At 43.9% G+C, this 19,471-nt stretch carries 19 protein-coding genes, 1 pseudogene and 2 riboswitches; of the genes and pseudogenes, 6 read left to right on the plus strand and 14 right to left on the minus strand.

All coding sequences use genetic code 11. The features are described from left to right. Nucleotides 1–16 precede the first annotated feature (16 nt). The 4 genes from MHI53_RS13720 to MHI53_RS13735 all read right to left on the minus strand — a co-directional run bounded on the left by MHI53_RS13720 (nucleotide 17) and on the right by MHI53_RS13735 (nucleotide 4,075). The gene (locus MHI53_RS13720; protein WP_340371539.1) at nucleotides 17–646 is read right to left on the minus strand and encodes a methylthioribulose 1-phosphate dehydratase; all 630 of its coding nucleotides are present in this window, start codon (nucleotides 644–646) and stop codon (nucleotides 17–19) included. Next, complete coding sequence (locus tag MHI53_RS13725; RefSeq protein ID WP_061140452.1) at nucleotides 643–1,302, minus strand: 2-hydroxy-3-keto-5-methylthiopentenyl-1-phosphate phosphatase; 660 nt, start codon at nucleotides 1,300–1,302, stop codon at nucleotides 643–645. The genes MHI53_RS13720 and MHI53_RS13725 overlap by 4 nt, the downstream gene beginning before the upstream one ends. 6 nt (nucleotides 1,303–1,308) lie before the next feature. Beyond that, nucleotides 1,309–2,541 carry a 2,3-diketo-5-methylthiopentyl-1-phosphate enolase gene (gene mtnW, locus MHI53_RS13730; protein WP_340371540.1) on the minus strand — a complete coding sequence of 411 codons (1,233 nt, stop codon included), beginning with the start codon at nucleotides 2,539–2,541 and terminating at the stop codon, nucleotides 1,309–1,311. Between the two features lie 105 nt (nucleotides 2,542–2,646). Then, nucleotides 2,647–2,799, minus strand: a riboswitch (SAM riboswitch). 103 nt (nucleotides 2,800–2,902) lie between these two features. Beyond that, complete coding sequence (locus tag MHI53_RS13735; protein ID WP_340371541.1) at nucleotides 2,903–4,075, minus strand: pyridoxal phosphate-dependent aminotransferase; 1,173 nt, start codon at nucleotides 4,073–4,075, stop codon at nucleotides 2,903–2,905. Nucleotides 4,076–4,172: 97 nt separating this feature from the next. Here MHI53_RS13735 and MHI53_RS13740 point away from each other — a divergent pair. The 3 genes and pseudogenes from MHI53_RS13740 to mtnA all read left to right on the plus strand — a co-directional run bounded on the left by MHI53_RS13740 (nucleotide 4,173) and on the right by mtnA (nucleotide 7,523). Further along, nucleotides 4,173–4,955 (plus strand): annotated as a pseudogene (locus MHI53_RS13740) (carbon-nitrogen family hydrolase). A gap of 72 nt (nucleotides 4,956–5,027) precedes the next feature. After that, nucleotides 5,028–5,182: riboswitch (SAM riboswitch) on the plus strand. A gap of 77 nt (nucleotides 5,183–5,259) precedes the next feature. Continuing rightward, nucleotides 5,260–6,462, plus strand: a complete 1,203-nt coding sequence (gene mtnK / locus MHI53_RS13745; protein ID WP_340371542.1) for an S-methyl-5-thioribose kinase — start codon at nucleotides 5,260–5,262, stop codon at nucleotides 6,460–6,462. A gap of 14 nt (nucleotides 6,463–6,476) precedes the next feature. Further along, on the plus strand, nucleotides 6,477–7,523 hold the full coding sequence (gene mtnA, locus MHI53_RS13750; RefSeq protein WP_340371543.1) for an S-methyl-5-thioribose-1-phosphate isomerase: 1,047 nt from the start codon (nucleotides 6,477–6,479) through the stop codon (nucleotides 7,521–7,523). Between the two features lie 153 nt (nucleotides 7,524–7,676). On the opposite strand, the gene MHI53_RS13755 is transcribed toward mtnA, so the two are convergent. Next, a complete protein-coding gene (locus tag MHI53_RS13755; protein ID WP_061140447.1) occupies nucleotides 7,677–8,564 on the minus strand; it encodes an LCP family protein in 888 nt (295 codons plus the stop codon). Between the two features lie 52 nt (nucleotides 8,565–8,616). Between MHI53_RS13755 and MHI53_RS13760 the strand changes: the two genes are divergently transcribed. The 3 genes from MHI53_RS13760 to MHI53_RS13770 are packed head-to-tail and all read left to right on the plus strand — an operon-like array spanning nucleotide 8,617 to nucleotide 9,324. Beyond that, nucleotides 8,617–8,916 carry a hypothetical protein gene (locus tag MHI53_RS13760; protein WP_340371544.1) on the plus strand — a complete coding sequence of 100 codons (300 nt, stop codon included), beginning with the start codon at nucleotides 8,617–8,619 and terminating at the stop codon, nucleotides 8,914–8,916. 15 nt (nucleotides 8,917–8,931) lie between these two features. Then, nucleotides 8,932–9,105, plus strand: coding sequence for a hypothetical protein (locus tag MHI53_RS13765; protein WP_340371545.1), 174 nt, complete (start codon nucleotides 8,932–8,934; stop codon nucleotides 9,103–9,105). A 15-nt stretch (nucleotides 9,106–9,120) separates the two neighbouring features. Beyond that, nucleotides 9,121–9,324 carry a hypothetical protein gene (locus MHI53_RS13770; protein ID WP_340371546.1) on the plus strand — a complete coding sequence of 68 codons (204 nt, stop codon included), beginning with the start codon at nucleotides 9,121–9,123 and terminating at the stop codon, nucleotides 9,322–9,324. Between the two features lie 222 nt (nucleotides 9,325–9,546). Here the strand turns inward: MHI53_RS13770 and MHI53_RS13775 are convergent, their stop codons facing one another. The 9 genes from MHI53_RS13775 to MHI53_RS13815 form a co-directional block, all read right to left on the minus strand. Then, a complete protein-coding gene (locus tag MHI53_RS13775; protein ID WP_340371547.1) occupies nucleotides 9,547–11,007 on the minus strand; it encodes a S41 family peptidase in 1,461 nt (486 codons plus the stop codon). A 283-nt stretch (nucleotides 11,008–11,290) separates the two neighbouring features. Further along, a complete protein-coding gene (deoD, locus tag MHI53_RS13780) occupies nucleotides 11,291–11,995 on the minus strand; it encodes a purine-nucleoside phosphorylase (protein WP_340371548.1) in 705 nt (234 codons plus the stop codon). Between the two features lie 242 nt (nucleotides 11,996–12,237). Further along, a complete protein-coding gene (locus MHI53_RS13785) occupies nucleotides 12,238–12,408 on the minus strand; it encodes a YozD family protein (RefSeq protein WP_064505166.1) in 171 nt (56 codons plus the stop codon). A 158-nt stretch (nucleotides 12,409–12,566) separates the two neighbouring features. Beyond that, nucleotides 12,567–13,274, minus strand: a complete 708-nt coding sequence (locus MHI53_RS13790) for a hypothetical protein (RefSeq protein WP_061140445.1) — start codon at nucleotides 13,272–13,274, stop codon at nucleotides 12,567–12,569. A 556-nt stretch (nucleotides 13,275–13,830) separates the two neighbouring features. Beyond that, complete coding sequence (locus tag MHI53_RS13795) at nucleotides 13,831–15,597, minus strand: ATP-binding protein (RefSeq protein WP_061140443.1); 1,767 nt, start codon at nucleotides 15,595–15,597, stop codon at nucleotides 13,831–13,833. A 14-nt stretch (nucleotides 15,598–15,611) separates the two neighbouring features. Continuing rightward, a complete protein-coding gene (locus tag MHI53_RS13800; RefSeq protein ID WP_061140442.1) occupies nucleotides 15,612–15,854 on the minus strand; it encodes a YozE family protein in 243 nt (80 codons plus the stop codon). Nucleotides 15,855–16,212: 358 nt separating this feature from the next. Further along, nucleotides 16,213–16,491: a YokU family protein gene (locus tag MHI53_RS13805; RefSeq protein ID WP_061140441.1), complete on the minus strand. Its 279-nt coding sequence runs from the start codon at nucleotides 16,489–16,491 to the stop codon at nucleotides 16,213–16,215. A 1-nt stretch (nucleotide 16,492) separates the two neighbouring features. Continuing rightward, nucleotides 16,493–17,896 carry a lysine 2,3-aminomutase gene (gene ablA / locus MHI53_RS13810; RefSeq protein ID WP_340371549.1) on the minus strand — a complete coding sequence of 468 codons (1,404 nt, stop codon included), beginning with the start codon at nucleotides 17,894–17,896 and terminating at the stop codon, nucleotides 16,493–16,495. 122 nt (nucleotides 17,897–18,018) lie between these two features. Continuing rightward, nucleotides 18,019–19,401 (minus strand): sigma 54-interacting transcriptional regulator, encoded by a 1,383-nt coding sequence (locus MHI53_RS13815; RefSeq protein WP_340371550.1) that lies wholly within the window; start codon nucleotides 19,399–19,401, stop codon nucleotides 18,019–18,021. Between the last annotated feature and the right edge of the window lie 70 nt (nucleotides 19,402–19,471).

A 19,471-nucleotide genomic window follows, 5' to 3' on the forward strand; every position in this document is an offset into this window, starting at 1 on the left:
CCTCCTCGATTGAGTGTTATGTTAAAGAAGCAGTAAGTGCCCGTTGAGAATTTAGCAGCAGTTGATATTGAAATAAAAATTCGCAGGCTTCCAGTATCTTTTTTGCTTCGAGGCCGCTTTTGCCCCAAACCGTGATGCCATGATTGCGGATGAGCACGGCACCGCAATCTTCTTGGACATGCAGGTTGAATTTTTCGGCTAACAAAGGAATATCCGCATGGTTATAGATGATTGGAATCCTGAATTCCGAATCTTCATCCCATCTTCCTGTTGCTTTAATGATCTCATGATTCCGAAAAGTTACGGAACCTTCATCCCCATACAATTCGGAGACTACATTATTTTCCACTGTGTGGACATGGAGTACGCAATTCGCTTTGGTTTTTTCGTAAATGACGGTATGGAGTAAAGTTTCGGCCGAGGGCCTTAGCTCCGTCTCCTCCACGGGGTTTCCTTTCAGATCCACCAAGTTAAAGTCCGAATCCGATTGCTTTCGCTTATCCTTACCGCTGGCCGTAATATAAAAGCTTCGGCTATCGGGCTCGCGGATGGAAAGGTTTCCGCTTGTTCCCATGAACCAATCCCTTTCCGCCAGTTCTGCTTTAATTTCCGCCAGCTCCAGCCACTCCTTCGTACCGGTGTTCATGCTTTTACCTCCTCACGCTGCTTTAAAATGTCCAATACATCATAAAACGTTTCAAAACCATGATGCGGCAATCCTTCATTTACGCATTTCTCAAGCAATATATCACGGGCTATGACAAGATCCGCCTGCTTAGCCGCTTCAAAATCAGTCACGGAATCACCAATTACATATATATAGTCATCCGCACCTGCCATTTGCCTCATAATCGTAGGCTTACAGCAGCCGCACTCATTATCACATTGGTCATCACAAGCATGCGGCCACTCAATATAAATCTTTTTCTTATCAAAGTGGGCATTATTACAAAAAACCGCGTCAGTGGGCAATATGTCCTTTAATAGCGGGGCAATGAAAAAATCCATGCCCCCGCTTACGATGTATAAGGGAATCCCGGCTTGTTCCGTATACTTTACGAACTCACGGAACCCCGGCCGAATGTGCGCTGTCTCCTTCACAAATTGGATGATATCGGCCTTCAGGCCACTATCAAGCAGGGAAAACATTTTCCCCACCCCAGAGGATATGCTGATTTTTTGCTGAAGAACATCATCCTTCAACTTTTCCCATTCCGGGGGAGCGAATGTTTTCATGATGGAAATGATATTATCCGTGTTGGTTATCGTTCCGTCAAAATCACAAAAGATGATCGGTTTCATGATCCTTTACAGTCCTCCCCACAGAACAAGTGCTTTTTTTAGTGCTTCTTCATTTGCCGCAGCCTCAGATAGGTCTTTTCCTTCAAGGACGGCTTCCACAGCAGACCGGAAGGCCTCGGCCCCGCCCTTTGCTCCGTCAGGGTGTCCGTGGATTCCTCCTCCGGCATTGATGACACTGTCCAGTCCAAAATCCTTGATCAAGTCGGGTACCATTCCTGGATGGATGCCTGCTGAAGGAACAGGAAATGCTTTATTCCAGGAAGGTTCGTCTTTCGTCAGTGCACGGGCAATTGCCAATGTCTCCTCTTTTTCAAGTGCGACATTTCCATACGGGGATGGGAATAATGATAAATCCGCTCCCGATAGCCTGACTAATTTACCAAGCAGTAAAGGATAGCCGATCCCATAATGGGAGGAAGAGCCCAACGCCCCGCTAAATGCCGGATGGGCCATGATCGGCAGCTTGATTTGATCATGTTCACTCAGGGCTTGCAATACATCCAAACCATATGTATGGACGTTGAACAATAAAGCGTCTGCGCCCGCTTCTGCCGCCTGCTTTGCCTTATCCAATAATTCAAATGTTTTACCTGATAGATTGACGGCATATAAGGTCCGGTGTCCAGTATGTTCATAGACTTCGTTTAATATTTTCTTGCCGGTCTTAATTCTTTCAATAAATGGCGTCTGTACCTGATCAAAAAGGATTTCATCATCTTTAACAAGGTCGACACCACCCAACGCTTGCTGCTTCAGCTGCTCATTATGGAACGTTAGGTCACGTCCTAATACTCCTTTGAAAATGCTCATGACAAGGGGCCGGTCATAAACTTCAATCTTCTCCCTTATGCCGGCAATGCCGAATCTGGGACCTGGGAATGCTTTCTGGATATCTCCGACAAAATCAAGGTCGATCAGTTTAATCGCACCGTCCAAGGACAGTTTTCCGAAGACCGTCGTCAAAATGGCTGGCAAATCATTGGAGAAATTCGCTGCCGGATAAGCGATTTTAATGATCGCGCGGTACACCTTACGATCAAAATAACGGTTTGCCCTCTCTTCTTCCGCAAGCGGCGAAACGGAGACGACGCGCCCCTTATGTTTTTCCAATTGCTTTTGGACCAACTGGGGCAGGTCCGTCCATGTCCCTACAGTCAGGCCCAAGGCAATGCCTTCTGCTTTTTTCTCGTGATTCCCATGAAAATCATGAATTAAATAAGTGGCGATTATCTCGCTCATTTGATCACTCCTATAACACGTTAGTAAACTCACGAAGTCATAAACCTGAACGTTTTTGGAATAGCAAAAGCCCCTTCATGACGAAGAGGCTTTAAAAAAGCCATCTTCTTATCCCCCAGCCAATGGCTGCAAGAATTAGCACCGTGCCCTGTGGACTAGAAGAAAGTCCGGCGGAGGATTCCGCCCCATCTTACAATGGAATTACGGTCGGTTGCTGGGCTTCATCGGGCTAGTCCCTCCACCTGCTCAAAATAAGAAAACGCTGATATATAAGTACGTGTTAGTTTCGAAAGATTAAGAATTTATTTTGTATTCTGACATGTAATCCATACTTTGTCAATAAGTTTTTAGTTCGCTTAGGTTAAAACAGATTTAACTTGCGTATCCGCTCGACAGCCTCCCCGAGCCGTTCCTCGGAGGTCAAAAGCCCGACCCTGACATAGCCTTCGCCAAATTCACCGAATCCATTACCGGCAGCCACGGCCACATGGGCGTGGGTTAGTAAATGATCGGCAAAACTCTCCGAGGTGAATCCTGCCGGTATTTTAAGCCAGGCAAAAAACGATGCTTCCGGAGCCTTAACCTCCCAGCCGAGGGCACGTAATCCCTCAATGAAAACATTCCTGCGCCCCTCATATACCTTCACTAATTCGGCCACACACTCTTGCGAATCAAGCAAAGCAGTTGCCGCCGCCTCCTGTATCGCCGGGAAAAGGCTCACATATAGGTGGTCCTGAAAAAGTTCAAGAGCTTCGATGACACTTTTGTTACCAACCGCGAACCCGACTCTCCAACCAGCCATATTGTACGTTTTCGAAAGTGTATATATTTCGATCCCAACATCCTTTGCTCCCTCTGCCTCGAGAAAGCTAACCGGTTTTTTCCCATCGAAGCCTATGGCTCCATAAGCAAAATCATGGACCACACATATTGAATGCTTTTTGGCATATGATACGGTTTCGGTAAAGAATTCTTTCGTTGCGGATGCACCTGTAGGATTATTCGGATAGTTCAAGAACATCATTTTCGCTTTATCCAGCACATCTTTATGTATAGCTTCATAATCCGGAAGAAAAGCATTTTCCTCCTTCAACGGCATCCTTTCAATTTCCGCTTTCGCCAGGACGACACCTGAAAGATAATCGGGATAACCGGGATCTGGAACGAGAATCGTATCGCCTGGATTCAATAAACACTGGGGCAATTCGACGAGTCCTGCCTTTCCGCCGAATAGAATGGCTATTTCACTATTCGGATCAAGCTTTACGCCGTATTCCCGTTCGTAGAAGGCAGCTGCCGCATCTTTTAAATATGGATGTCCCCTGAACGGTGAATATTTATGGTTGATCGTTTTTTCAGCAGCAGCCTGTAAACTTTTTACGATTTGCCCAGGCGTCGGCTGATCGGGATTCCCTTGGCCCAAATTAATGACATCATGCCCTTGCGCAGTAATTGCATTGACCTTTGCGACCAATGAAGCGAAAAACTGCTTGGGAAGTTGCTGAAGCTGTTTCGACTTTTCGAATTGCAACATTTATTCACCTTCTCTGAAATTTCTTGAAATTCTAGTCACAAATGATATATGTTTATCATAATCTTGTAAAGCATTTTTACCTTTGGAGGTTTTCAAAATGAAATGGAAAATGGCTTGCATCCAGATGGATATAGCATTCGGAAAGCCTGATCTCAATTATCAGCTGGCCGAACAATGGCTGGAAAAAGCCGTGCACGCAAACGCAGATATCGTTATTTTACCAGAGCTATGGACTACAGGCTATGACTTGACCAGATTGAATGAGATTGGTGATGAAGAGGCAGAAAAGACGATCGAATTTATAAGAAACTTGGCGCTGAAACACCAAATCCATATCATAGGCGGCTCCATCGCGAAAAAAACACAAAAGGGCATCTTTAACACGATGGTCATCATCGATAAGAACGGGAAACTCGTTAAATAGTACGATAAGCTTCACTTGTTTCGGTTAATGGATGAACATCATTTCTTGCAGCCAGGCGAAAAGGATGGTTTATTTACCCTTGATGACAAAATATGTGCCGGTTTCATTTGTTATGACATCCGCTTTCCAGAGTGGCAACGTGCCCACTCCGCTCGAGGGGCAGAAGTTCTGTTCGTAACCGCAGAATGGCCGAAGCCTAGACTCGATCACTGGAGAGCCTTATTGATCAGCCGTGCCATCGAAAACCAGGCCTATGTTGTAGCCGTGAACCGTTCAGGATCGGATATCAATAATGTATTTGCCGGTCAGTCCATGATCATTGATCCTTGGGGGCATATCATAAGTGAAGCAGGAGAGGAAAGCGAACTACTGACAGGCACCTTGGACTTCACCGAAGTATCGAACGCTCGCAATAAAATACCGGTATTCGAAGATCGCCGTCCTGATTATTATTAATTTGCCATTGACAAACTATTTAAAAGATTGATATTATTTTCCCGAAGATTAAAATTTCAGAAAACATATAAACTCTTATCAAGAGCAGGCTGAGGGACTAAGGCCCTATGAAGCCCAGCAACCGACTGTAATACCATTGTGAAATGGGGCGGATACACCGCCGGATTGCAAAATCCGCAGAGCACGGTGCCAATTCCACCAGAAAACACTTTTCTGGGAGATGAGAGGTCCGAAGCTAATACTTCTGCCTCTTTCTATGGAAAGAGGCTTTTTTATTCTTATTTTTAATGTGGAGGGGAAAGAGATGACTCAATACCATTCGAATTTTACAAGATTGACTAACGCAACGGCCATTATCCTTGCAAAAAAATTAGGGTTGGTAGATGCCGATGCGAATTTAAGCTGTAAAGAAATTGGTGATGGTAACTTGAATTATGTGTTCCATATTACAGACACGGCCACAAATAACGGGATAATCATCAAGCAAGCGGTCCCTTATGCCAAAGTGCTTGGCGAAAGCTGGCCGTTGACGTTGAAAAGGGCTGCCATTGAAGCGAATGCCCTTATCCATTTCCGGAGCTATTGTCCCGAATTCGTACCGCAAGTCTATTATTCGGATGAGCAGCTAGCCATCACGGTCATGGAAGACTTGTCACACTTAAAAATTGTAAGAAGCGGATTGATTGCGGGCGATTCGTTCCCATTGCTTTCGCAGCATATTGGCGAGTATGTTGCGAAGACTTCATTTTACACTTCCGATTATCATTTGGAGCCCTCGGCAAAAAAAGAAGTGGCACGGCAATTCACGAATCCGGAGCTCTGCAAAATCACGGAGGTCTTTATTTTCACCGATCCTTTTTTCGAAGAGCTGCCTGGAGATTTCGAAGTTGAATTGACGGATGCCGCCAAACGGATTTGGCATGATCAAGATGTCATTTTAGAAGTGGCTAAGCTGAAACAAAGCTTCGAAACCGAGCAGGAAGCCTTGCTGCATGGAGATTTACATACAGGAAGTATATTTGCAAGTGAAACCGAAACAAAAGTTATCGACCCTGAATTCGCTTTTTATGGACCAGTCGGTTTTGACCTTGGACAATACACCGCCAATCTCCTCTTTCAGGCGGTCACTCGGAATGGAGCAGGAAAAGAAGAGATTTTCACACAACTCGATGAATTTTGGCGGTCATTTGAAAAAACATATTCGGAACTATGGAACACCCACAATAAAAGTCCGTTCCGCCATGTGACTGGATATCTCCCTTATTTACTGACTAAATTCAAACGTGATGCATTCGGTTTTGCCGGATGTGAATTGATTCGAAGAACGATCGGCCTCTCTCATGTCGCAGATTTAAATGTCATGGAAGATAAAGAAACGAAAATTGCGGCCAAAACGGCCACGTTGAAGCTTGGTGCATTATTAATAAAAAAACGGGAAGAATTGGATGTTCCAGCGGTCATCGAATGGATAAAGCAACAAACGCTGACTTCATCTTCACCCCTCTAAAAGGAGACCTGAACGTGACGACGATAGCACCTTTACCATATTCGGTACAATGGGACAATACCCATATCACATTATTAAATCAACAAGCCCTTCCTGCCATCACTGAATTCATTCAACTTCATTCGGTTGAGGATGTATATGATAGCATCCTTACATTAAAGGTGCGTGGTGCACCAGCGATCGGACTGACCGCAGCATTCGGGGTGGCACTTGGCGCCCAGCAGGAAGCTGCGACGGATTTAGCGGATTTCAAAAAAAATGTAACGAAACATATCGAAAGGCTCGCCTCTTCCAGGCCTACTGCCGTCAATCTTTTTTGGGCATTAAAGAGAATGAAGAATAAATTGCAGGCGGCCCAAAGCATTTCTGCTGCCAAAGAAGCACTTGTTTTCGAGGCTAAAGCCATCTTTGCAGAAGATGAAGAAATGTGCACGAAAATCGGGGAGCATGGCTTATCTTTATTCGCAAAAGGAGATTCCGTATTGACGCATTGCAACGCGGGTGGAATTGCCACAGCCCGTTATGGCACTGCACTGGCCCCTTTTCATCTAGCTAAAGAGCGGAATTTCCCGCTGGAAGTGTACGCCTGTGAAACCAGACCTGTTCTGCAGGGTGCGCGATTGACCGCTTGGGAACTGATGCAAGCAGGTGTTGACGTCACCTTAATCTCTGATAATATGGCTGCGCATACGATACATCAAAAACGAATCAATGCCATTATAGTAGGGGCCGATCGGATTGCGGCAAATGGGGATACAGCCAATAAAATAGGCACGTTGGGCTTAGCCATCTTAGCCAAGCATTTCGGGATCCCTTTTTATGTGGCCGCTCCATCAAGCACGTTCGACCTTTCTCTTGAATCGGGTGCGTCCATCCCGATTGAAGAACGAGATGGAGCCGAAATCACCTCCATTCAAGGAATCAGGGTCGCACCGGAAAACGTCAACACATTCAATCCAGCCTTTGATGTAACGCCCAATTATCTCATCACTAGTATCATCACCGAGAACGGGATCATTCAATCGGATTTCTCCAATAACATCCCGAATTTTGTGAAGTGACGGTTCTTTCATTTGATTGGTGACTTAAAAGACGAGCATGGATTCAAATCCATGCTCGTTTATTAAATAGCTTTTACATTTATTCTTACGAGGTCTTTAATAAAATAACAAAACCAGTTTGTGGTTTTCGCTATGAAAAGGGCATGCCCCTTCCTACTTTGAAAAGAACTTTTGAAGCGCCCGCTTATTTTTCGTCTCATCCATTTCCAACACCGCCCCAATCTCGGGATATTCTGCATCTTTAAAGCTTCCTTCGACAGGAATCCTCAACGTTTCGACGGTTTCCGGTGCATGAATGACGGCTTTCGGTCCCATTTCCAATATCGTTTTCAGACCTATATCAGTATCCAAATAGGAGAGGCCTTGTTCAATTATGCCAGGAAGGGCTACCACTCCTTCAAAGGAAGAGATTTGATTGATGAATCCGTTTTTTAATTGAAGCAGCACATCTTGCTGTCTGTCCACCCTTCCAAAATCACTTTCATCGTCATGCCTAAAGCGGACATATTTCAATATCTCCTCACCATGTAACACATTTTTACCAGTGCTTGCTTGGATGCTCATGTCATCAATGATTGTTTGATCGACGTCCACCACCACCCCATCAGGGGCAAGCAAGTCCACCATCTTCACAAATCCCTGAAAATCTATTACAGCTACATGATCGACTTTGATACCAAAGCTATCATGGATGGTTTTCTTAAGCAATTCCTTTCCCCCATAATAATAAGCAGCATTTATCTTATTGTATTGAGGATGAACGCCGGGGATTTTAACATAACTGTCACGCATGATAGAAGCCAGCTTCAGCTTCCCCTGTTCAGGAAAGTACCTGGCAAGCATGATCGCATCGGACCGGGATTTTTTCTCTCCCCTGGAATCAACACCAATTAACAGAAATGTTTTCTCACCGTCCTGAATCCTTTCATTGGTAAAGTTTTTTTCCGTACCTGTGTTTCCATTTTGTTTCGGTAAAGGGGCATAGGTGCAACCTGCCAAAATCAAGACCAATAGATATATGTACAATACCTTCTCTTTCATTACCTCACCTCATCGGAAAATTAATTCTATTTTTACCTTTAAATGGATTATTATGCATACAATTACAAAAGGTTATCTATCCACAGTTGGAGGGCCTATACGTAAAACGTTGCTTTCCACTTCAGCTGAGCCGAGGAGGCTCAAGGACCGCCCGCGGAATGAGAGCGCCTGCAGTGCAATGGAACGGACTAAGTACCAATCCTCCAAAATTGAAAGCAATCAGGATTCCATCTTTATGGTCACGCAAAAGTGGAATGGAACGGAAGGTGCGAGACTCCTGCGGGAAATGCGCGTCTACTTGAGACTACGCAGGCTGAAAGCCGAGGAGGCTCAAGGACCGCCCGCGGAATGAGAGCGCTGTTGGGAAATGAAACGGACTAAGTACAAATTCTCCAAAATTGTGAGCAATCAGGATTCCATCTTCATGGTCACGCAAAAGTGGAATGGAACGGAAGGTGCGAGACTCCTGCGGGAAATGCGCGTCTACTTGAGACTACGCAGGCTGAAAGCCGAGGAGGCTCAAGGACCGCCCGCGGAATGAGAGCGCTGTTGGGAAATGAAACGGACTAAGTACAAATTCTCCAAAATTGTGAGCAATCAGGATTCCATCTTCATGGTCACGCAAAAGTGGAATGGAACGGAAGGTGCGAGACTCCTGCGGGAAATGCGCGTCTACTTGAGACTACGCAGGCTGAAAGCCAAGGAGGCTCAAGGACCGCCCGCGGAAAGAGAGCGCCTGCAGTGCAATGGAACGGAATAAGTACAAATCCTCCAAGACTGTGAGCAATCAGGATTCCATCTTCATGGTCACGCTAAGTGGAATGGAACGGACCAAGTACAGATCGCCAAAACTGGAAGCAAATCCAAGACTATAAAATAAAAAAAAGATGCTGCCTGCAAAATGCAGACAGCATCTCTTTCAAGTTGCCCTTTTTCTAAATGTCCTTTGATGGCTACACTTTACTGACAGGGTTCTTATCGTTTACTTGATATCTTTCTTCACTACTTCTACCGCTTTTTTCAATTGTGTATCGTTTTCGAGGATTTTATCCCGGATAACCTCCATCAATTTCACGGTTGTATCATCTTTAATGATCCCAGTTTCTTTGATTTTTTGATCCCTTTGGAATGCTTTGACCGCATTTGCGGTTTCTTCATCAAAGAATCCGTCTATCTTACCTGGATCATGTCCTGCTTCCTTCAGCATCTTTTCTGCTGCCTTCACTTCACTGGAGGAATCCGATACTTTCAATTCCTTATCCGGCGAAATGTACGGAAGGCTGGCGTAATCAGGGAGCTTCACCTCAATATCCGGCTTGATTCCTTTTTTATGGATCCAATTGCCCTCAGGAGTCAGCCATTTAGCTGCCGTGTATTTGAAGTTTGAACCATCATCGAAGTCTTCCGCGGTCTGTACGGTTCCTTTCCCAAACGATTTAACACCGACCAAAGGAATGTCGGCAGATTCACGGACGGCTGCTGCGACGATTTCCGATGCGCTCGCACTGCCATCATCAATCAACACGACTACCGGGACCTTCTTCAACGTACCATCATTATTTGATTTATATACTTCTTTTTTACCACTTCGATTCTCAACTTGGAGGACCACTTCCCCATTCGGTATGAACAGGCTTGCCATATCAATCGCTTGGTCAAGCAGGCCTCCTGGGTTTCCTCGTAAATCCAGCACTACGCCCTTCATATCCTTCTTGGACATTTCTTTAAGTGACGATTTCAGCTCTTCCACCGTATGTTCGGAAAAGCTGGTCACTTGGATTTTCGCGACACCATCGTCAAGCATTTCGGCATAAACGGTTTCGATCGGGATCGTGTCACGTTTAATCGTGAATTCGATCGGGTCCGTCTCACCTGCTCTTGAGATGGTCAAATTCACTTTCGTTCCCTTTTCGCCCCTGATTTTCAGGACAGCTTCAGAAGAGCTAAGCCCTTTAACGCTCTTGCCATCGACACTCATGACGATATCATTCGGTTTTATCCCCGCTTTTTCTGCTGGAGATCCTTTTATCGGTGAGACGACCATTATGTGACCATCCTGCTCTTGTATTTCGGCGCCGATACCTTCAAAGGATGATGAGATGCTTTCATGAAAACTCGATGCTTCCTTTTTATCCATATAGGCAGAGTATGGATCATCCAGGGATTTAATCATGCCATTGATGGCACCATCAACAAGCTTGTCTTCATCAATGTCCTTATAGTAATTATCCTTTATCGTATCGTATGTAGAAAACAGCTTTTCAAATTCAGAATGTTTATCCGGAGCCAAGGATTCGACTTTTTCATCTCCAAAAGTCAGAGCTATGGTCGTAATCCCTGCGGTTAGAAATATGAGTAAGAAAATCCCCATAATGAACGTAAACTTCTTTATTTTAATGAATTTCCCTGCCTCTTTAGGCTGTTCTTGATTTTCTTCTTCCACTGATGCCTCACCACTTTCATTCATCATGACAAATATAAAAAGATTTGTTTCCATTTTATCAGCTTTGAAGCCAATCGAAAAATAATAGTTATCAAAAATAACAATTTAAATTTTATGTATTATCTTAAGTCCCTCCAATGTACAGGCAGGGGATATCCGTAAGTGACCGCTTCGATCAAAAATGCGGGTAACAAGGAATAAACGCGACCATAGCAAAGCCCGCATATATACGGCAACATTCATTCCTGGCCACCCCCCCGGGGGGTACCTTCATACTCAATTATCAGTCTTGTATAGCTGCTTCCAGGGCCACCTCGACCATCTCGTTAAATGTTGACTGACGTTCTTCAGACGACGTTTCCTCGCCAGTTAAGATATGGTCGGAAATGGTCAATACCGATAAAGCTTGACGCCCAAACTTAGCTGCAAGGGTATATAAGGCAGCTGACTCCATTTCTATCGCTAATATTTGGTATTTTGCCCATTTTTCCAAATCACTATTATCATTATAAAATTGATCGGCCGTAAACACATTGCCAACCTTCAATTCCAAGCCTTTTGCCGTTCCTGCTTCATATGCCTTCCTTAACAAATCAAAATCAGCCGTCGGGGCAAAGTCGACTCCGCCAAACGTCATCCGGTTCATTTGCGAATCGGTTGAAGCGCTCATTGCAAGAATAACATCCCTGACTTTTACATCTTTTTGGATGGCCCCGGCAGTGCCTACCCGAATCAGCTTCTGGACATTGTAGCTATTCATCAATTCGTTTACATAAATGGAAATTGACGGAACTCCCATGCCAGTACCTTGGACAGATATGCGTTTTCCTTTATAAGTACCTGTATATCCAAACATGTTGCGTACTTCATTGTAAAGCTTGGCTTCCTCTAAAAAGTTTTCAGCAATGTATTTTGCACGCAATGGGTCCCCAGGAAGTAAGACCGTTTCCGCAATTTCATTTTCTTTTGCACCAATATGTACGCTCATTTAACTATGTCCTCCTAAACTTGTGGTTGAAATCATATTCAAAAACTACTATACCATATCAACCACAAGTTAGGAAAATTGAACCTTATTCAATTGCCTGAAAAGTTAAAGAGACTTCCAAACAGGATCAAGGCTTGTCGGATCCAGCTCATTCACTGCAAACAAAACGGCGGTAGTAGTCCGCCGTCTTTAGAAAGTTTATTAATTAAGGGAAAGGAAGCTGCTGACCGTCTATTGACAGTCTACTCATCGACTTCTTCATCAATTATGCATTTCTCTAGAAGATATTCGAATGTGATGTCAGCAAGATCTTCAACTTCAGCTTCTGTCGGAAGATAGCCCCTTCTGATCAATTCTTGAAAAAAGAATTCAGCTATCTCTTCTGTATCAATAAAAACCTCAATTTCTCGCAAATCATCGCCCCCTTAATTAAAGGTGTATGAATGGATAGAGACAAATATTCCAGTTAGGGATTCCATTATGACCATTCACAGGAAGAGCCAGCTTTTTTCTTGGACATTATGAAGCTTTTATAGCATAAGGCACGGTTCCCTATAGAAGCTGGAAACCTTCACTTCGTTTGCTTCTTCTTATGATCTGGATATATTTCCTCTGCCGCCTTTTCAATTTTAGCAAGGGCGATTTTCATGATATGACGATATTCATCATCGCCAAAATGCTCATAGAGCTTACAGTAATCATTGTATAAATCCAAAAGTCCATCAATCATTTCCTTTTTTTCATTTTTTGTCATTGTCATATCTCGCTCACCTTTACCAGGGTTGTTTTGTTTAGCAATGATAGCAAGCTCATTATTCTTTTTAGAAAGGAGCAGCCCTAATTTTTGAATAATCCCATCTGCACGCTTCGCATCGGCAATTAAAGTCAATTCTTCCTCATGCGCTTCAAGCCATTCACTGTCTGAGATTCTTGATAATTCATAGATAACATCTTCCCAGGCATTTTCCTTATAGCGCCAAATTTCCGTTCGATAGCCGATAATCTTGAAATAGTCTTGTTCATATCCATCTACCTGGACTAAGTCACCTAATAAAAATTTATATTCAATATTGATTTGTTCCTTTTGATAAAGGATTTCTCCTTCATATTCATTTATCGATTGCAATGTTTTTTCGATGTAAAGGCCTTCACTATAGTTCACTTCATACACATAAGCACCATCGAGAAATTTTATATCGGTTATGTTCCCGACTGTCCCATACATTGTAATTACGACTGTATCGCCTAATTTAAATTTCGGCTGTTTTTTTTTGCCCATAAGAGACATCCCCCAATATGGTCCTTATCGTTTGATTAGTAAATTATATGCATAAACAAACAGGGAGGTTAATGGAAAAGGGGGGGCGCTTTGCTCATTTAGCTGTGTAATTTATCACTCATTCATAAAGGGACCGATCGTTTTTGAAATGCCTGGCAGCATTCGATCCGGTGATTTCGCTAAAGGCACTCGCTTTTTTTGCGGATGATCCTTCCTCTGCGATTCTAAGCTTTACGCTCTCCCTTTCGTTCCCATTCACTTTTTTACAATCAAATAGGATTTATTTTACCTTGATTAAACAGATGCAGATGGAAAAAGCGGATGATCTGCGTCATTTTGCATTCGCAGATGCACAGATGCGATAGAGAAGGATGGAATTCGTTGGACTGCATTCAGGGGATTTCACCGTTCCGCTTTGCAGCCATCGGTTTCGAATGATGGAATGGACCTAAAAATCTTTTGAAATGAAGGTCCATGGAGATCAATGCGCTTACCTTTGAGCAAAAAGGGCCCGGGATGTATCATTCCGGGCCCTTTTTGTATATAACCTGCCGTCTCATTTAATGAAACGGTTGGTCGTGGGAATTATGAGGGTCACTTTCGTTCCTTCGGGGCAGGTGCTTTCAATCAAAAATTTCCCTTTCAATTCCTCCATGATTTGAATGCACGTCGCAACCCCTAAGCCGTTTCCATCAGGCTTAGTCGTGTAAAAGGGCATGCCGATATTTTTTAAATTCTCGGGACTGATTCCTTTTCCATCATCCCTCACCATCAATTTCACGGACTGGGACCCGCCGGTTTGTTCTAATTCAATCCGTCCCCTTGAACCGATGGCTTCACTGGAATTATTCAGCACATTCAAGATAACCTGTCGAAGCCGGTTTCTATCTGTGTAAACAAAGACTGATTCTGCTACTTCATTAATTATTTCTACATGAGAACTCGGAATTGATGGAATATAGGTATCCAGTATGTCATTAAGGAAATCCCTAAGATTCAGCTTCTCCCATTCCAATTGATGCGGTTTGGCCAAATCCAAAAGCTGGCCTACAAAGATATTGACCCGGTCCACTTCAAGGAGCATGATGTCACTGTACTTTTCTATCAATGTTTTGTCATGATCCTGACTCTTCAAAAGTTGAAAAAAACCCTTGATTGTCGTCAGCGGATTTCTGATTTCATGAGCAACACCTGCAGCTAGCTGCCCAACATACTTTAACTTTTCAGTCCGGACGATTTCCTTTTCGCGATCTTGAATCGTCTCCATCATCCTCAAGAAGGCCACGTTCAATTTTTCCATTTCCTCGAAGCTTTTATTATCGGAAGTGACGAATTCCTTTCCATCAATAAAATCCTCTGTCGCTTCGACGAGATCGCGGACGGGCCTGACAATCGATTTCGTAAGAAGATAGACGGCAAGGATGATCGATACAAACACGATGCTATAAATTGTTAAATAGCGTGTCAATAGGTCATTCAAAGGCTGAAACACCTGCTTCTTATCTGCCCCTACCACTACAAACCATCGATTTTCCGTCTGTGCCCCCGCATGGACAGGCTGAATGGAATAGATTTTCTCGCCATTCTCTGCACTGTACAGTTTATCGGATAACGAAGCTTCCAACAGTTTTCCTTTAGTTAAACCCAGGTCACTCAAAGCAGAATCCTGAAGCACACCATGCGGATCCTTTTTGGAAATCATGATTCCTTCTTGGTTCATCATGAAAAAATCAACAGGGTATTTATCGCTAACCTCGTTAGCCTTTTTCTCCATCATCTCCCAAAGTACTTCCAATCTGAAGGCCGGAGACACGACACCGATCAATTTCCCTGTAAGATCATGCACCGGGGCGCTCAAGGTGATTACCGGCTCCGGGTATGACCGGGTGCTATACACATCCGAAAGGAATTCATGCCCCTCCATGGCCTCTTTAAACCAGGTTCTCTTGGCGAGATTATCTCCGATCAATTTATTGGATGTATCAACCGTTACATTCCCATCCAAGTCCAGATATAACACTCCATAATAATTCCCTTTTGCTTCAATGAACTTCTTAAGTTCAGCCGACTTGTCTTCTCTTGGTGAACGAGGATCGATGATGACCGAATTTGTGCTCATCAGCTTCACATCACTGATCCGTTCGTTCAAATAGCTATATGTTTCATTGACAATATTCAGTGAGCCTGCATTCAAGGCATTATTCGCTTCTTTTTCCAGCAGTGACCGCTGTGATTCATAGGAAATGGCTCCCAAGATCATGACAGGTGCGCTTGCAATCAGTAAGGAATAAAGCAAAATACGGGTTTGAAGGCTTTTAAGCATCCTTCGGTTCCTCCCTATTCCTGATCTTCCTGCAGGAGTCCTTCTTCAATTTGGACATATTTTTCCCACGCCTGATCAAATACCGTCATACTTTCGAGATAGTCCGCATTCAATTCCAAATAACTGCTCACTTCATTATAATCTGTCGAATGTTTCGGAAAGCCGTGATCCTCATAAGCATGATTTGCAAATGTAGTAATGGCATCCACTTCCTTCGGCTGTCGAAACTTCATTAAATATAAATAAAATGGTCTCATTGTGTCGAGCCCCCCCTAAAAAACGATGATTTCAGCTTAAATATATCGGAATCTTCCCCTTCCGTCCACTCTTTTGGAGTGCCTTACGATTTTCTTTCATGATGTTCATGGACAAGCAACGGTTTTCACACGTCATCCAAGAGGCGGTCACCATTTGCAGACGCCTATAGGTCATATCTTCTACAAATCTTGATGAAAGATTCGAATGGACGTATGGTAAGGATCGCTTTCGCTTGGGGGCAATGAATGGGATTGGTTATTGAATTGGAAAAAACCCCTCATTGATGATGAATTGAGTGAGGAACACTCGTTCCGCCATAAATGGAGGTTTTTTTCCTGCATGGATATTCAACCATCTTTACGAAAAGTCAAAGTAATTGCGTTTCAGCAGCCTTTTCATACTCATTAACTCACTGTACTTTGTCTGTTTTTCAAGCTGCTTCGAATCGATCAGGAAAAGTTGATTTTCAATTTCCTTGACAATTTCATCATTTTGAAAAAGTGCATCGCAATGCTCACAATGGGATGAAGGCGTTTCGGTTATTTCTATCGCTCTCGTGCCATCCGGCAATTCCCAGTATACGGTTCCATTTATCGCCGACAGTTTTCCCTTCTCGCACCACGGACATGTCTCCATGTTATTCATCCCCTTTTGGTGTGTCCTTTTTTTGCTGTGCCTGGAATTTCTTTTCCTTTAATAGGTCCCGCTTTTCCCGCTGGTTTTTCAATGATGCGTGCTCTGGATTTGTGACATAGTTTTCCCTTCGATTCATTCGCTTCAGCCCTTCAGGAACTAAATTGAATTGCTGGTCATTCATTAAACCGGATATGCCAATATCTGACCGTTTTTCTTCCATATCCGGATAAACTCCTTTGAAGTAGTCGTCTGCCAAACCAGGTGTATACTGCTCAGGTTCTGGATAGGTGGTTATCACGCCCTCAAAATTGCGCAGAACCGTTTTCGTTGGAGATTGCGAGAGGATATAATTCGGCTGAAGCGTGATTTTCCCTCCCCCTCCTGGCGCATCTACGACGAATGTAGGTACGGCATACCCAGAGGTGTGACCCCGCAGCCCTTCAATGATTTCAATCCCTTTTGATATGGGTGCCCGGAAGTGCCCAATTCCTTCCGAAAGATCACATTGATAAATATAGTACGGACGGACACGAATCTTGACAAGATCATGCATCAGCTTCTTCATGATCGCGACACTGTCATTTATCCCTGCTAAAATGACGGCCTGATTGCCTACAGGGACACCTGCATCGGCCAGCATCTCACACGCTTTTTTCGACTCTTCGGTAATTTCGATTGAAGTGTTGAAGTGGGTGTTCAGCCAAACCGGATGATATTTTTTTAAGATGGTACATAAATTCTCAGTGATTCTTTGAGGAAAGACGACAGGGGCCCGGGTACCGATCCTGATTATTTCAACATGAGGGATGTCTCTTAAGTTTTTGAGGATATATTCCAGGATCGTGTCATTGATAAGCAACCCGTCCCCGCCGGATATAAGTACATCCCGTACCGCTGGAGTATCGCGTATATAGCCGATTGCCGCATCTAATTGTTTTTTAGGTACGCCCATGCCGATTTGTCCGGAAAAGCGTCTTCTTGTACAATACCGGCAGTACATGGAGCATTGATTCGTCACCAGGAAAAGGACGCGATCAGGATATCGATGGGTCAAACCTGGCACAGGGGAGTCCTCGTCTTCATGCAAGGGATCTTCCATGTCGTATTTGGTTTTATGCATTTCCTCCGAAATCGGGACCGATTGCATTCTTATTGGGCAGCGCGGATCATCTTTATTCATTAACGAGGCATAATATGGTGTAATGTTCAGCGGAATGGTTTTAGTGGAAATCCTTACCCCTTCCTCCTCATCGGGAGTGAGATCGATCACTTTCTTCAAATCATCGACGGTGCGGATCGTATTCGTAAGCTGCCACAGCCAGTTGTTCCATTGTTCTTCGGTTACATCTTTCCATAGCTCTATATCTTTCCAGTTACGCTCTGGCTTATATAAGTCAAATAACATGGTCATACCTCCTGAGTTATGATAGTAGTATTAAATGCAAGAGAGGTGCCAAAATGACCCGGAAATTTCCATTACCCATAAAAAAATCCGGACTGCAGCGATTGCATCCGGATTTTTTGCATTCAAGTATGTTTCCTGATTTTATATTGCAGCGTCTGTCGAGGAATCTGCAATAGCTTCGATGCTTGAAAAACATTCCCCTTTGTTTGAAGAAGAGCATCGGTAATCAATTTAGTTTCCATCTCAAGCATTGCCTTCCTAAGCGGAAGGACCTCTTGAGGTGAAGATGATTGTTTCTTTAACAACTGGGGCAAATCTTCGAGAATCAAAATTTCCTGCTCAGTATGGTTCATCATGAATTCAATCGTATGTTTCAGCTCCCTAACATTGCCTGGCCATTGATAGTGCTGAAAAAAAAGCCTGATCTCCTCATCGACGCCTTTAATGTCGATTCCTAATTTCCTATTATTCATGGATATGAAATGCTCCGTCAAAAGCTCGATATCTTTCGCTCTCTCCCTTAGCGGAGGAAGCTCGTAACTCAATACGTTCAATCTGTAAAATAAATCCGGTCTAAGTTTGTTTTCCGAAACGGCCTTTTTGGGATCGATATTCATCGCTGCCATGATCCTGACATCCACCTGTACGCTTCCTGCGCCTCCTATCCTCCTGATGGATCCATCTTCCAGCACGCGCAATAGCTTTGCCTGCAGGTCAATCGGCATCGACTGCAATTCATCCAGAAACAAAGTCCCGCCATGCGCCAATTCAAATAATCCCTTGCGCTCCAAAGCACCTGTGTAACTTCCTTTAGCCGTACCGAATAAGAGCGATTCCAAAAGCTCCCCTGGTAATGCCGCACAGTTTTGGGCAATGAAGGGCTCCATTCCCCGGCTGGATTCGCGATGGATGCTTTGGACAAAAAGCTCTTTTCCTACGCCGCTCTCTCCATAGACCAATACCGATGAAGAGGAACGGGCGGCCCGCTTTCCTTTTGATATCAAGCTTTTGAACTGTTGATCACTCGTTAAGATTTCCGAGAAACGATGCAAATGGCCGGGCTCCGGTTTCTTTTCAGGATTCTTACTTGTCTTGAGCGAGCTTTCCAGGTCCGCTAGCCTTTCCGATAATTGCTTTAAACTTGAGTAATCCTTTGCGATTTCAATGGCACCTACGATGACCCCATCAACATTTATCGGAAGGGTCGTATTAAGCGTTTCAATGATTCGCCCATGTGCATTTACATAGGACTGATTATAGTTGTAGATAGGTTTTTCCGATTTGATAACTCGCAGTAATGTGGATGATTTATGATTCAAAGAAGGAAAGGCCTCCAGCAATGGTTTCCCCAGCACTTCACTTCTTTTCATTCCGTCGTGGTTGGCTGCAACCCCATTATAGAAGATGGTCTGCCCTTTTGGATCGATCACATGAATCCCTTCATCAATGGTATCCAAAATTGCTTCCAGTACCTCGCGTGTATTAAATGATTCACCCGGCAACATACCCCTCCTCAAGTTCATACTTGCTACATGTATATGAGGAAATGCCGAAAACTTGCCAAGTTCCGCTTAA

Source organism: Peribacillus sp. FSL E2-0218 (assembly GCF_037992945.1).
Classification (GTDB): domain Bacteria; phylum Bacillota; class Bacilli; order Bacillales; family DSM-1321; genus Peribacillus; species Peribacillus simplex_B.

Excerpts from the sequence above, each read along its gene's own strand:
- deoD (WP_340371548.1), bottom strand. The coding sequence starts at position 11,995 with ATGAGCGTACATATTGGTGCAAAAGAAAATGAAATTGCGGAAACGGTC.
- MHI53_RS13765 (WP_340371545.1), top strand. The coding sequence starts at position 8,932 with ATGAAACGGACTAAGTACAAATTCTCCAAAATTGTGAGCAATCAGGAT.
- MHI53_RS13815 (WP_340371550.1), bottom strand. The coding sequence starts at position 19,401 with ATGTTGCCGGGTGAATCATTTAATACACGCGAGGTACTGGAAGCAATT.
- MHI53_RS13795 (WP_061140443.1), bottom strand. The coding sequence starts at position 15,597 with ATGCTTAAAAGCCTTCAAACCCGTATTTTGCTTTATTCCTTACTGATT.
- MHI53_RS13760 (WP_340371544.1), top strand. The coding sequence starts at position 8,617 with ATGCATACAATTACAAAAGGTTATCTATCCACAGTTGGAGGGCCTATA.
- MHI53_RS13735 (WP_340371541.1), bottom strand. The coding sequence starts at position 4,075 with ATGTTGCAATTCGAAAAGTCGAAACAGCTTCAGCAACTTCCCAAGCAG.
- MHI53_RS13805 (WP_061140441.1), bottom strand. The coding sequence starts at position 16,491 with ATGGAGACATGTCCGTGGTGCGAGAAGGGAAAACTGTCGGCGATAAAT.
- MHI53_RS13720 (WP_340371539.1), bottom strand. The coding sequence starts at position 646 with ATGAACACCGGTACGAAGGAGTGGCTGGAGCTGGCGGAAATTAAAGCA.
- mtnK (WP_340371542.1), top strand. The coding sequence starts at position 5,260 with ATGACTCAATACCATTCGAATTTTACAAGATTGACTAACGCAACGGCC.
- MHI53_RS13800 (WP_061140442.1), bottom strand. The coding sequence starts at position 15,854 with ATGAGACCATTTTATTTATATTTAATGAAGTTTCGACAGCCGAAGGAA.
- MHI53_RS13755 (WP_061140447.1), bottom strand. The coding sequence starts at position 8,564 with ATGAAAGAGAAGGTATTGTACATATATCTATTGGTCTTGATTTTGGCA.
- MHI53_RS13790 (WP_061140445.1), bottom strand. The coding sequence starts at position 13,274 with ATGGGCAAAAAAAAACAGCCGAAATTTAAATTAGGCGATACAGTCGTA.
- mtnW (WP_340371540.1), bottom strand. The coding sequence starts at position 2,541 with ATGAGCGAGATAATCGCCACTTATTTAATTCATGATTTTCATGGGAAT.
- ablA (WP_340371549.1), bottom strand. The coding sequence starts at position 17,896 with ATGTTATTTGACTTATATAAGCCAGAGCGTAACTGGAAAGATATAGAG.
- MHI53_RS13770 (WP_340371546.1), top strand. The coding sequence starts at position 9,121 with ATGAAACGGACTAAGTACAAATTCTCCAAAATTGTGAGCAATCAGGAT.
- MHI53_RS13725 (WP_061140452.1), bottom strand. The coding sequence starts at position 1,302 with ATGAAACCGATCATCTTTTGTGATTTTGACGGAACGATAACCAACACG.